Source organism: Ligilactobacillus equi DSM 15833 = JCM 10991, assembly GCF_001435735.1.
Taxonomy (GTDB): Bacteria; Bacillota; Bacilli; order Lactobacillales; family Lactobacillaceae; genus Ligilactobacillus; species Ligilactobacillus equi.
The window spans coordinates 1-12,703 of the sequence record NZ_AZFH01000021.1 but is presented as its reverse complement, the minus strand read 5'-3'; the positions used below and the strand labels follow the sequence as shown (position 1 = coordinate 12,703).

The following is a 12,703-nucleotide window of genomic DNA, read 5'->3' as shown; positions in this document are numbered from 1 at the left end:
ATTAAGGATGAGATGCGATGATAGATAACTTTAAAAATAAAATCGTCCTCCCACTAACGGGAACAGTGGGTGCGGTGGCTTTTTTAGTGGCTTTAATTGGTCGTTTCACTAGTCAGGCCCGCTTACTATCGGATATTTTCTTCATGGGTGGCTTAACTTTGGTTTGTCTGGCGATTATTAATATTTTGCTATATGCCAGTTTAATGAGTGGCTGGTTTAAGAGCCAGCGCAAGGGAGAACGGGATGAAGATTACCAAAAACGTAAAATTGATGTGCATACCGTTGCTAGTAAGAAGAATAGTCCCATCCACTTTGATAAGTTTGCCGCTAATACTTTGTTCTTAGGGATTTTGGCAATTATTTTAGCAATCCTGTTGACAGTTTAAACGATATGGTCGTTTTTGATATGTTGAGCAAACTCTAAATAAACTGGCATGAAAATATCGAGATTTTGATTTTGGGCTAACATCTCTTTGGGAAAGAAGAAACGCTCATCTCCGCTTTGCCGTCCGGTAATAGCCTTAACTAGGGCGCTTTCCTGGGAAAGTTCGGCAGTGGAACCGTCCTTTTGGCGTAGGCGAATTTGAGTGGGTTTTTTATCCTTGCGTGGATTATAAACATCGTAAGGCAGGTCGAAGCTATCATTGACGGCGGTGTAATAAAGCGGATCAAACCCTGCATCGGTTACTAGTTGCCGTAATTCGGGTAAGAGGGCTTGCGTTTCCATAGAGGTCTTAACGCTCTTGAATGGTTGACGATCTAAGAAACGAGTGGCTAAATTGCTTAAAACGGGGTCGTCATGGTTACGCCAAAGCTCAAAGCAAGTGTTTAAAATACCGTCATCCAAGGCGAGGTAGTTTTGTAAGGTAAAAGTTCCATTAAAGAAGGGGTGCAGGAACTGCTGACTTAGTGGGTCATTTAACTTACCATCTTCAAATAAGTGGTGGGCACGTGATAAGAGGTGGTCTAGGATAACTTCCATCGCGCGAGAAACGGGGTGGAAGTAGACTTGTTGGTACATTTGAAAACGACTAACGATGTAGTCTTCGACGGCATGCATCCCATTGATATCAAAAATGATACCCTTACTATCGGGGCGCATTACCCGTAAAATACGAGTCAAATCAAAGGTTCCGTAATTAGCGCCAGTAAAGTAGGAATCCCGCAGGAGATAGTCCATGCGGTCAGCGTCAATTTGACTAGAAATCATTTGGACAACTTGGGGATTAGGATAGGTCTTGGTAATCACGGAGGCTACCTTTTCAGGGAAGTCTGGAGCTACGTTTTTTAAAACCTGATTGATTTGGGTTTCAGGGTTGGTGATAATTGCCACAGTCATTTCTTCGTGATTAGTTTTGAAGATGTGTTCAAAGGTGTGGGAGTAAGCACCATGTCCTAAATCGTGCAGTAAAGCGGCGCATAAGGCAACCAAACGCTCGTCGTCATTCCAAAGGCCATCGTTTGGACTTTTTGAAGGATAATTGCGTAAGAAGAGATCGCAAATCCGGCGGGTGATTTCATACACTCCGACGCTGTGGGTGAAACGACTGTGTTCGGCTCCGTGAAAGGTGAGATTGGTTGTGCCTAACTGCTTAATGCGTCGCAAACGTTGAAATTCACGGGTATTAATCAAGTCAACAATGACCTGATGTTGTAAATAAATGTAATTATGGATTGGGTCGCGGAGGACTTTTTCTTTGGTTAAAAGAATGGTATTTTGCATAGGCAACCTACTTTCTACTAAGAGTACTTAAGTCCATTATAAGCTTTCTAGCGGGTCCGTCAAAGTCTGATTGACCCGGTTAAGCTTAAGATGGTAACATTTGAAACAAAGTGAGGAAAAAAATGGAAGTGAAATCACAAAAAGTTAGGGTTCATTTACGAACCAAACAAGTTCAAGATGGCCAAACCACCTTGTTCAATCAAAAGTTTACAGGGGAATTAACCCAAAAAGATGATAAATATTATTTGCGTTATATAGAGGAAAATGAAAATGGGCAAGCCCAAGTGATACTAAAAATTAGTGCAGCAGAGGTTTTACTAACCCGGAAGCAAGAACAGTTGCGTTTGCAAATGCAATTAAGCGCTGGCCAAACTTTAGCGGCACGTTATCATACCGCGTTTGGCAAATTAGACCTTCAAGCACAAACACAAAAATTATTGATTGAGCTAGATGAAGTGGAAACCAAAGGTGTAATTAAGGCTGATTATCAGCTTTATTCTGGGCAAGAACTATTAGGTGACTATAAATTACGATTGCATTTTACAAATTAATATTGTAAGATGAAGAGTAGACTGTGGAAAGGACGTGTACCAGTTTGGAGCTTGAAGAATTTAAAAATGTAAACAAAAATGAATTATCAATGGTGGAAGTAGCCCACGCAGTTTTAAGACACGAAGGACAAACTATGTCTTTTGCGGACTTAACAAATGCGATTCAAGAATACTTAGGTAAAAGTGACGCCGAAATTCGTGAACGCTTGTCGCAATTCTATACTGACTTAAACGTCGATGGAAGCTTCATTTCATTAGGTGACAACACCTGGGGTTTACGTTCGTGGTATCCATTCGACTCAATCGACGAAGCGCTCGTGCATTCTGAAGATGACGATGATACGGCGAAGAAAAACACCAAAGTTAACGCCTTTATGGATGATGACGCTCAAGATGATGATGTTATCGACTATGATGACGAAGATGATGATGACGACCAAGAAGAAAACGACGTCTACGATGACGAAGATGACGATGATAATGAATTGAAAGATTACAGTCGTGATCTTGAAGGCATAGATGACGAAGATGATGATTTGGATGGCGGTTTAGAAGATCAACTTTCAACCATCTCTGACGAAGATGCCTTTGCATCCGAAGACGACGAATAATATATTTTTACTTGACGCAAATCCTTAAAGCATGTAGAATGCTATATGGGCGCTTCAGTTTTTGCTGAAGCAAGCGTACGGAAGATACAAGCTCCCTATTCATGAGTGGATAGGGAGCTTGTTGTTTTTATTTTTAACGTATCTTACCCAATAAAATCATAAATTATAAAGGAGTATTTTCTAATGACCAAATATATTTTTGTTACCGGTGGGGTTGTTTCTTCATTAGGTAAAGGGATTGTTGCAGCTTCCTTAGGTCGCTTATTAAAAAATCGGGGTTTAAAGGTAACAATCCAAAAATTTGATCCATACATTAACGTTGACCCAGGAACCATGAGTCCGTACCAACACGGGGAAGTTTTCGTGACTGATGATGGTACGGAAACAGACTTAGACCTTGGCCACTACGAACGTTTTATTGATATTAATTTAAACAAATACTCCAACGTGACGACTGGTAAGATCTATTCAGAAGTTTTAAAGAAGGAACGTCGCGGGGACTACCTGGGTGCAACTGTGCAAGTTATCCCACACATCACTAATATGATTAAAGAAAAAATCATGCGCGCCGGTACGGTGACTGATGCTGATGTGGTGATTACCGAAGTTGGTGGAACGGTAGGGGATATTGAATCCTTACCATTCTTGGAAGCTTTACGACAAATGAAGTCCGAAGTTGGGGCTGATAATGTAACTTATATCCACACGACTTTAGTGCCTTATATCAAGGCTGCTGGAGAAATGAAGACCAAGCCAACTCAACACTCTGTGAAGGAATTACGTGGTTTGGGAATCCAACCTAACATCTTAGTTGTACGGACGGAACAACCAATTTCTCAAAGTATGCGCAACAAGATTGCTAACTTCTGTGACGTGGAACCGGAAGCGGTCATCGAATCCATGGACGTGGATACTTTATACCAAATTCCTTTGAACTTACAAGCTCAAGGTATGGATGAGATTGTCTGCAAAAAGTTACACTTAGATACTCCAGCGGCTGATATGACAGAATGGACAGCTTTGAAGGATCGCGTCCAAAACCTTGAAGGTGTAGTCAAGATTGGGTTAGTTGGGAAGTATGTCCAATTGCCAGATGCTTACATCTCTGTGAATGAAGCTTTGAAGCACGCCGGTTACCAAATTAATGCCAAGGTGGAAATTGACTTTATTGATGCCGAAAACATTACGGCAGAAAATGCTGAAGAAGAATTACAAGCTTACGATGGGATTATCGTTCCTGGCGGTTTCGGGGACCGTGGTTTAGAAGGAATGATTCAATCCATTCGTTACGCTCGGGAAAACAACGTACCATTCTTGGGAATCTGCTTAGGAATGCAAATGGCATGTATTGAATTTGCCCGCGATGTGGCTGGAATTGAAGATGCCAACACCCAAGAGGTCACTCCAGATGGCAAGAATAATGTGATTGCCTTAATGGCCGACCAAGAAGATGTGGAAAACATGGGTGGTACCCAACGGTTAGGGCTTTACCCATGTAAGTTGAAGCCAGGTACGGTTGCAGCGGCAGCTTACGATAACCAAGATGTTATTCAAGAACGTCACCGTCACCGTTACGAATTTAACAACAAGTACCGTGACCTCTTGAGTGAAAAAGGCTTAACCTTTGCAGGGACCTCCCCTGACAACCGTTTAGTGGAAGTTGTGGAAGTTAGTGACCACAAGTTCTTCGTGGCCGCTCAATACCACCCTGAATTCTTATCCCGGCCACAACGTCCAGAAGGGCTATTCAAAGCCTTTGTGACTGCTAGTGCTAACTAATTGTATTTGAAGCGCAAAAAAGTTTTTGTTAAGCAGGAACTTTTTCGCGCTTTTTTTGTAATAAAGAAAAAATTTCCTAATTTTTACAAATTTAATCTGATATCCATTGAAAGAAAGAAATTAATTTTGTAAACTGAAGAAAGGTGCTTTCTTGCGCCTTGAAATTGCCGGCTGAAACGTGAGTGATTAATCCGGTAAAACGATTTATATTAAATACAACTTAGAAAGCAAAAGTGTTTTGTTGAGAGGAACATAAATGAAAAAAATGATTGTCAGAGGCGGGCAAAAACTCGCTGGTGAAGTGACGATTGGTGGTGCAAAAAATAGTACTGTAGCTTTGATTCCCGCAGCAATTTTAGCCGATACACCGGTGAAATTGGATTCGGTGCCTAATATTTTGGACGTCCAAAACTTGATGCGGATTTTAAAAGCGATGAATGTTGAATCAAGTTTTCGACATGGGGTTTTAGAAATTGACCCAACGCAAATTGAAGAAAGTTCCTTGCCAGGAGATGCCATTCGTTCTTTACGGGCCTCCTATTATTTTATGGGGGCGTTATTAGGTAAATTTGGTCAAGCTACGGTGAGTTTTCCTGGGGGCGATAATATCGGTCCCCGTCCGATTGATCAGCATATTAAGGGTTTTAAGGCCTTAGGAGCTAAAGTTGAAGAAGACGGTAACCAAGTACGCATCACGACGGGCCCAGAGGGGCTAAAGGGTGCGCGGGTCTTCTTTGACTTGGTTTCTGTCGGGGCAACGATTAATGTTTTATTGGCTGCGGTGCGCGCCAAAGGTACGACCATTATGGAAAATGTGGCGCGAGAACCAGAAATTATCGACTTAGCAACATTTTTGAATAACATGGGGGCTAAGATTCGTGGGGCTGGAACCAACGAAATTCGGATCCAAGGGGTGGATCGCTTAGAAGCCAAAAACATCCACACTGTTATTCCGGACCGGATTGAGGCGGGAACTTACTTGGCTTTTGCGGCCGCTAATGGTGAAGGTGTGACCGTAAAAAATGTTATTCCCGAACACTTAGATCCGTTTATTTCAAAAATGGTGGAGATGGGTGTTGAGTTAGAAATCGGCGAAGACCAAATTTATGTACCGGGTGGCGATAATTTGAAACCCATCACCATCACAACGTCACCTTTCCCAGGTTTTGCGACGGACTTACAACAACCAATTACGCCTCTTTTAATGAAGGCTAAGGGTCAATCAATGATTATTGACACCCTTTACCCCGAAAGGGTAAAACACATTGCAGAAATGAATCGTATGGGTGGTAACATTGCCAGTGCCAATGGCGTTATCACGGTCCAAGAATCAAGGGACCTTCATGGGGCCACGGTTGATGCTTGCGAAATTCGGGCTGGTGTGTCTCTCGTAGGACTAGGCTTGATGTCACATGGGACAACGGTGATTGAAAATGCTGAACACATTTTGCGCGGTTACGATCGGATTGTGGAAAAATTCAAAGGTTTGTCCGTTGACTTGGAAGTTGTCGGTAATTAGTAGGTGAAGGTGAGATAATGGTAGAAAAGCAGACCGATAATAGACGTTATTCTAAGCGAAAATCTGAGCGTGAGCTAACTGAAAGCGAACGAGCTCAAATTACGGAAGCACGCAAAGATGTTATCTCAACCTTACAAGCTAAGTCATTGGCGGCATTGTATGCGGATGCGGATAAGTATGGTCTAGATGCGTCAGACATGAGTCGTCAGGAATTAATTATCGCAGTGGCACAGGCCATGGCTGATCAAGACGGGCATTATTTTATCGAAGGGGTTTTAGAAATTATGCACCCTCAAGATAAGGATCCTTACGGCTTTTTAAGACCGGTTAACTATGGTCCTTCCCGAGAAGATCTATATGTATCGTATTCCCAATTACGACTTGGTTTACGCCAGGGAGACCTTTTATCGGGAATTGCACGTCCGGCTCGTCTGGGGCAAAATGGAGCTCTCCTTTGGGTAGATAAGGTCAATAATAAAGCACCGGGTCAAGCGCGCTTGCGCCCACCTTTTAAGGGCTTGACGGCTATTTATCCCGAAGAACAAATTAAATTAACCACGACGCCAACTCGTTTAGCAACGAGGTTGATTGATATTTTTGCGCCGATTGGTTTTGGTCAACGTTCCCTGATTGTGGCGCCTCCTAAGGCGGGTAAGACTTCTTTATTGAAAGAAATTGCTCAAGGAATTAGTAAAAACTATCCTGAGGCTCACTTGATTATGTTATTAATTGATGAGCGACCTGAAGAGGTAACGGAATTAGAAAGAACTATTAAGGGTGAAGTGGTTTATTCGACCTTTGATCAAAGACCAGAAAATCATTTGCGGGTGGCGGATTTGGTCTTACAAAGAGCGCAAAGGTTGGTCGAAGAAGGCGAAGATGTCATTATCCTCATGGATTCTTTGACGCGATTAGCACGGGCGGCTAATATTGTGGAAAAGCCTAGTGGGCGGACTCTATCCGGTGGGGTGGATCCGGCAGCTTTGTATCGGCCGAAGCGTTTCTTTGGGGCAGCACGTAATGTCGAAGAAGGCGGAAGTTTAACCATTATCGCAACTGCTTTGGTTGAAACTGGTAGTCGCATGGATGAAGTGATTTTTGAAGAATTCAAAGGCACAGGGAATCAAGAAATCCGTCTTGACCGTACTTTAGCGGAAAGACGGGTCTTTCCAGCGATTGATATTAAAGCTTCCTCGACGCGGCGGGAAGAATTGTTACTTGACCGGCAAGTTTTGAAAGCTAGCTGGGCGTTACGTGATCACTTCAGTCGTACTTATGATAGTCGTGAGGGTAGCTTTACTCGTGAAATCGATCAAACACAACAGATGCGTACGCTCTTAGCTAAACTCAAGCAAAGCTCTAGTAATCGGGTCTTTTGTCGGGAAGTTTTGGCACAAGAAAAGCAAAAATAAGATTGCACTTGCCTAAAAAACATGTTATGATAAGGCTTGTTGTAATATGACAGAAAATAACTCTGGTTCAGCAAATGAATCAGGGCACAAGGAGAGAATTTAAAATGAAACAAGGCATTCACCCAGAATACCACGAAGTTGTTTTCATGGACTCAGCTACAGGCTACAAGTTTGTTTCTGGTTCAACAAAGACTTCTGATGAAACAGTTGAATTTGAAGGTAAAACTTACCCATTGATTCGGGTTGAAATTTCTTCTGACTCCCACCCATTCTACACAGGACGTCAAAAGTTTACTCAAGCCGATGGTCGTGTGGACCGCTTCAACAAGAAGTACGGTTTTACTTCAAACAACTAGGCAACATAGTAAAAGGAGAGCTGAACGTAGGTTCGGTTCTTTTTTTGTGTTTTTAGCCTTGGTATTAGGACTTAATAGCTAAAAATGCGAAGATTAAATAAAATTAAGCTAAAATTTAAATGTTTTTATGAACATTGGCGTTGGAATATGGTAAACTCTTTAGGTGACACTTATCATAAATAAGGAGAATTATTGTGAATGCAATTAAAGCTTATTTTTTTAATGTAAAGGACGAACATGGTGACGTCCAAACATTAGAGACCAGTATCAAACGAGAATTTCTAGCAGGATTCACTACTTTTATATCCATGTGCTATATCCTCTTTGTTAATCCAACAGTCCTAGGGGCTTCAGGAATGGACAAGGGAGCGGTCTTTACGGCAACGGCCTTAGCGGCTGCTTTTGGTTCTTTTATGATGGGGATTGTGGCCAAGTATCCGATTGCCATGGCGCCATCTTTAGGGATTAACGCCTTTTTCGCTTACTCAGTTTGTATCGGGATGAAGATTCCTTGGGAAACAACTTTGGCAGGTTCTTTTGTAGCGGCGGTTATTTTCGTGATTATTTCAGCGACTCCTTTGCGGGAAGCCGTGATTAACGCTATTCCCCGTGATTTGAAATTTGCTATTTCTGCCGGAATTGGGATGTTTATTGCCTTTATTGGCTTACAAGGTGGGGGCTTTGTCGTCAAAGATGCTTCTACTTTAGTAACTTTGGGAAGCTTTTCCGGGCAAACCTGGATGACTGTCATTGGTTTGATTGTGACAGCTATTTTGATGATTATCAATGTGCCAGGGGCCATTTTTATAGGGATGGTTATCGCCACGATTTTTGGCATTAGCACCGGTTTAATGCCCATGCCACACCACATCGTCTCAGCGGCCCCAAGTTTAGCACCAACTTTTGGGCAAGCCTTTACCCACCTTTCGGAAGTTAATTCTATTCAAATGGTAATTGTGGTCTTGACTTTTCTTTTGGTTTGTTTCTTTGATACAGCCGGGACTTTAGTTGGTTTAACCACTCAAGCTGGTATTACTAGCCGGGATGGGCGGATTCCACGGATTGGGAAGGCTTTGATTTCTGATTCAGTAGCGATGCTATTTGGTTCAATTTTAGGGACTTCACCTGCTGGAGCTTATGTCGAATCCTCAGCTGGGATTGCCGTGGGTGGTCGTTCTGGTTTGACTGCGGTGGTTACTGGGATTTTCTTTGTAATCGGGATGTTCTTCTCCCCACTTTTAACGGTTGTTTCTGGATATGTAACCGCACCGGCTTTGATTATTGTCGGGGTTTTAATGGCCGGTAACTTAGCGCGTATCGAATGGAATCAATTAGAGATTGCTATTCCTGCTTTCTTGATTATTGCGGGGATGCCCTTGACTTATTCCATTGCTGATGGTTTAGCATTAGGTTTTATCATGTATCCAATTACTATGTTGGCAGCTAAGCGTGGTAAGGAAGTTCCCGTCTTAATGTATGCTTTATTTTTTGTCTTTATTATTTTCCTTTGGGTTTTGAGTAAGGACTAAATCTTTTAGCCATAATTCGTAATCAGTGAAGATTACGAATTATTTTTTTACAGATATAAAGCAGGAAGTAGTACTTGTGCGTCCCTACGAAAATAGTGCCTTTTTATTTGGCTCAGTACGGAGGTGTTTTTCGTAAAGAAAAAACAGAGCTTTAAGCAAAGTTTATTTGCCTTATAGAGGATAAAAGATATACAAATATACATATATATTTGTATATAAATATATACTGTGCGTGGTGCTAGTTAAAAATTGTAAGATAAAAAGTCTAACATGGTGTAAACTCTTAAGTGATCAAACTATAGGAGTTGTTACATACCATGTTAGACCACTTAAATTTTAAAGAAAAACGCGCGACATTACTTTGAGAAAATTGCTCGTTTCTTGTATGCCAACCTATGTCCCACTAGCTTAAAATCTCGTAAGAGCAGTCATTTAGCACTAAATTCCGATACTGAGGTATTGACACTCATGCTTTACCAAAATGCAATTGGTGTTAATTCACAACGTAAATTTTATCGGGTATTTAGGACGTCTTTCCCAGAAAAGACATTATTAAGCCGTTCACGTTTTAATCGGCGTTCTCGTTAACTCTTACCGGTGCTTGCTATAATGCGTCGCAGATTAGTTGAAATTAGCGGACCTGGAGCTGACATTGCCATTATAGATAGCTTCCCGATGCCTTTATCAATGTCACATAGACGGTACACCACAAAAATTTTCAAGGATATTGCAGATGTCGGTAAAAACACGACAAAGAACGTAAAGTTCTACGGTTTTAAAGCTCATGTAATGACATCAGCTACAGGTATAGTTCTGAATTACAGTATCACCAAAGCATCAATTCATGATGTAAGGGTAGCACCTGAACTAATCGCTGAAAGGCCATGCAAGAATATCCTTGCGGATATGGGCTATATTGGTGAAGCTTATGCCAAGGATTTAGGCTATAATTTCTGGACCCCATATCGCTCTAATATGAAGGGTGCAAAGGGGCAAAATAGTTACGATTTAATTCGCTGTAGAGGTAAGATAGAGCGTTGTTTTTCGATTTTAAACAGTAATTATGACATCGAAAAGAATCGCGCCCGTTCTTTGACAGGTTTTCAAATTCTTTATTGATGTACAATTTAGGATTCTATGACTTGCCAATCAACTAGCACCACGCACAACCTTTATTATCATTTATAATAAGGGTGACATCTGTGTCAAACATTGGATTCTTTTTTATACTGCTGTAATCCACCTTATAAGATTTCATTTTATCTGCGTACGGAAAATCCTCTTTATTTCGTTTATAACTTTCAAGACACTCATCAAACGCCTTATGCGCTTCCTCACTCTTCACAATTTTGACCATTTGATAATGTTGATATCTGTCCACTGCGTAGATTCCTCCTATTAAAAGCACCCAAAAGGCCACTACTCCCGCTAAAGCTATTAATACTCTTTTTAACATAAAATCTTCCTTTCTTGGGCACCTTTAATATAGCAGACAATCAATTTATATATCAAAGAATTTATTCTTATAAACCTTGATATATAGGAACTTACGGATAATTAACTTATCTTATAATTTATGTATAGTCACGACTTTTTGTTATAATAACGTTTGCGTGAAACGACAAAAAAAGGCACCTCACATTACATGAAGTACCTCGGTCTTTATCTTAGAATCTTGCCCAACCTAAGGCGTGTTGTGCCGCCAAATTCAGTAAACTCCATTGACGGTCGTAGCCTGGTTGGAAGAAGAAGTCGGCCTCAGCCAAATCTTCCAAGCTTAATTTATGTTCAATCGCTAGTGATAAGACATTGGTTTGGGCGGTGATATCATCACTAGATAAGACTGCCCCACCTAAAATTTGGTGACTATCTGGATCAAAAGTTAAGCTGACGTATACTTTGGCATTGTCTTTTTCTGGAACGTATGCCGGACGTTTGGAATCTTCATAAAGTGAAGTCGCAATCTTCTTGCCAATTCTTCCAGCAGAAAAGGTGTTTAACCCTGCTGAAGCCCCGTGTAAGTCAAAGACACCAAATGCTGAAGAGCCCACCACTCCTTTAAATGGACGGGATGGCTTACTTTCAAAGAGGTGACTGGCAAGATACATGGCTTCACGGCGTGCGGTTGTTGCCAAAGCGACGGGCATGTGAGCTTGACCTGGGATGGACCATGGTAAGATAGCATCCCCAATTGCGTAAACATCAGGGAGATTAGTGCGCAAGTAAGCATCTGTTTGGATAAAGCCCCGATCAGTTAAATCAACGGTGCCCTCAAGCCATTTTGTATTTGGTTTAACTCCGGCTGCGACAATTACTAAGTCTGTATCAACTTGACCCTTGTCCGTCTTTATAGCTGTGACCTTACCATCCCCTTCAAAGGCTTCAATTTTAGCCCCTAAGACCTGGGTGACATGGTGCTTTTCAAGTTCAGCTGCGACAAGGTCTGCCAATTCATCGTTGACATAATTGCCCATTGGTTTGTCAATCATATCTAAGAGCGTGACATTACGCCCAGCATTGGCGAAGACTTCGACGGCTTCAATCCCGATATTTCCGGCCCCAATCACCGCAACATTCTTGATAGCGGGATTGTTCAAAGCAGATTTAATCTTGCCGGCCCAGTCATATCCACGCATGAGGTAGATATTTTCAAGGTCATTTCCTGGGACAGGTAGCGTTTGAGGGGTTACCCCAGAACTAAGAATTAACTTATCGTAGGAAACCTCTTCTTCTTGGTCAGTTAAAACGTCTTTAACGATTACTGTCTTCTTATCAGCGTTAATCTTTGTGACTTGGTGATTGTTGAAAATTCGCCCTCCCTTAGCTTCAAGGTCAGCAGGGGCGAAGTTTCGCACATCATCTTTAGCGGTTGCCTTATCTTCCAAGTACAACTGCATCCCGCAAGACATGAAAGAGACAAAATCACCCGCTTCATAGATTGTGACATCAACATTATCGTACTTGTCTAAAAGTTCAAGTGCGCTTTGGTGGCCACCATGTGAGGCTCCGACAATGATAACTTTTTGTTTTTCCATAATAAACACCTCTTAATCTTGACGAAAAAACATTGTTTACAACTTAAATATAGTTCTTCTCGAAAGCGATGTCAATTGTTTTCGTAAGACAGATTGCAAGAAATAAATTGAACAAATTATGAACGGTAATGCTCCATAAAGACTTCAAGTGGTGTTCGCCAGTTTAAACACTTGAGTGGCATCGTATT

General features: G+C 41.6%; 12 protein-coding genes. 9 read left to right on the top strand and 3 right to left on the bottom strand.

What is annotated here, in order from left to right:
• Positions 1-17: 17 nt before the first annotated feature.
• Positions 18-386 (top strand): DUF3899 domain-containing protein, encoded by a 369-nt coding sequence (locus FC36_RS03050; RefSeq protein ID WP_225349908.1) that lies wholly within the window; start codon positions 18-20, stop codon positions 384-386.
• Here FC36_RS03050 and FC36_RS03045 read toward each other — a convergent pair.
• Positions 383-1,723 carry an HD domain-containing protein gene (locus FC36_RS03045; RefSeq protein WP_023859813.1) on the bottom strand — a complete coding sequence of 447 codons (1,341 nt, stop codon included), beginning with the start codon at positions 1,721-1,723 and terminating at the stop codon, positions 383-385. The genes FC36_RS03050 and FC36_RS03045 overlap by 4 nt on opposite strands.
• A 122-nt stretch (positions 1,724-1,845) precedes the next feature.
• Here FC36_RS03045 and FC36_RS03040 point away from each other — a divergent pair, with 122 nt between their 5' ends.
• From FC36_RS03040 to FC36_RS03005, 8 genes are all read left to right on the top strand, one after another.
• Positions 1,846-2,274 (top strand): YwiB family protein, encoded by a 429-nt coding sequence (locus tag FC36_RS03040; protein WP_025020533.1) that lies wholly within the window; start codon positions 1,846-1,848, stop codon positions 2,272-2,274.
• Between the two features lie 44 nt (positions 2,275-2,318).
• Positions 2,319-2,885 carry a DNA-directed RNA polymerase subunit delta gene (gene rpoE / locus FC36_RS03035; RefSeq protein WP_025020532.1) on the top strand — a complete coding sequence of 189 codons (567 nt, stop codon included), beginning with the start codon at positions 2,319-2,321 and terminating at the stop codon, positions 2,883-2,885.
• A 183-nt stretch (positions 2,886-3,068) separates the two neighbouring features.
• Complete coding sequence (gene pyrG, locus FC36_RS03030) at positions 3,069-4,664, top strand: CTP synthase (RefSeq protein WP_023859816.1); 1,596 nt, start codon at positions 3,069-3,071, stop codon at positions 4,662-4,664.
• A 256-nt stretch (positions 4,665-4,920) separates the two neighbouring features.
• The gene (gene murA / locus FC36_RS03025; RefSeq protein ID WP_025020531.1) at positions 4,921-6,183 is read left to right on the top strand and encodes a UDP-N-acetylglucosamine 1-carboxyvinyltransferase; all 1,263 of its coding nucleotides are present in this window, start codon (positions 4,921-4,923) and stop codon (positions 6,181-6,183) included.
• A 17-nt stretch (positions 6,184-6,200) separates the two neighbouring features.
• Positions 6,201-7,595: a transcription termination factor Rho gene (gene rho, locus FC36_RS03020; RefSeq protein WP_023859818.1), complete on the top strand. Its 1,395-nt coding sequence runs from the start codon at positions 6,201-6,203 to the stop codon at positions 7,593-7,595.
• Between the two features lie 104 nt (positions 7,596-7,699).
• Positions 7,700-7,951 (top strand): type B 50S ribosomal protein L31, encoded by a 252-nt coding sequence (locus FC36_RS03015; RefSeq protein WP_025020529.1) that lies wholly within the window; start codon positions 7,700-7,702, stop codon positions 7,949-7,951.
• A 194-nt stretch (positions 7,952-8,145) separates the two neighbouring features.
• Positions 8,146-9,480 (top strand): NCS2 family permease, encoded by a 1,335-nt coding sequence (locus tag FC36_RS03010; RefSeq protein WP_420843334.1) that lies wholly within the window; start codon positions 8,146-8,148, stop codon positions 9,478-9,480.
• A 597-nt stretch (positions 9,481-10,077) separates the two neighbouring features.
• Entirely contained in the window at positions 10,078-10,599 is a 522-nt protein-coding gene (locus tag FC36_RS03005) for an IS982 family transposase (RefSeq protein WP_305068725.1), read from the top strand.
• A 34-nt stretch (positions 10,600-10,633) separates the two neighbouring features.
• Here FC36_RS03005 and FC36_RS03000 read toward each other — a convergent pair whose 3' ends face one another.
• Positions 10,634-10,936: a DUF1310 family protein gene (locus FC36_RS03000; protein WP_025020528.1), complete on the bottom strand. Its 303-nt coding sequence runs from the start codon at positions 10,934-10,936 to the stop codon at positions 10,634-10,636.
• Between the two features lie 211 nt (positions 10,937-11,147).
• Positions 11,148-12,515 carry an FAD-dependent oxidoreductase gene (locus FC36_RS02995; protein WP_025020527.1) on the bottom strand — a complete coding sequence of 456 codons (1,368 nt, stop codon included), beginning with the start codon at positions 12,513-12,515 and terminating at the stop codon, positions 11,148-11,150.
• Between the last annotated feature and the right edge of the window lie 188 nt (positions 12,516-12,703).

Coding starts and splice junctions, on each gene's coding strand:
- FC36_RS03050 (WP_225349908.1), top strand. CDS start 18: ATGATAGATAACTTTAAAAATAAAATCGTCCTCCCACTAACGGGAACA.
- FC36_RS03045 (WP_023859813.1), bottom strand. CDS start 1,723: ATGCAAAATACCATTCTTTTAACCAAAGAAAAAGTCCTCCGCGACCCA.
- FC36_RS03040 (WP_025020533.1), top strand. CDS start 1,846: ATGGAAGTGAAATCACAAAAAGTTAGGGTTCATTTACGAACCAAACAA.
- pyrG (WP_023859816.1), top strand. CDS start 3,069: ATGACCAAATATATTTTTGTTACCGGTGGGGTTGTTTCTTCATTAGGT.
- murA (WP_025020531.1), top strand. CDS start 4,921: ATGAAAAAAATGATTGTCAGAGGCGGGCAAAAACTCGCTGGTGAAGTG.
- rho (WP_023859818.1), top strand. CDS start 6,201: ATGGTAGAAAAGCAGACCGATAATAGACGTTATTCTAAGCGAAAATCT.
- FC36_RS03015 (WP_025020529.1), top strand. CDS start 7,700: ATGAAACAAGGCATTCACCCAGAATACCACGAAGTTGTTTTCATGGAC.
- FC36_RS03000 (WP_025020528.1), bottom strand. CDS start 10,936: ATGTTAAAAAGAGTATTAATAGCTTTAGCGGGAGTAGTGGCCTTTTGG.
- FC36_RS02995 (WP_025020527.1), bottom strand. CDS start 12,515: ATGGAAAAACAAAAAGTTATCATTGTCGGAGCCTCACATGGTGGCCAC.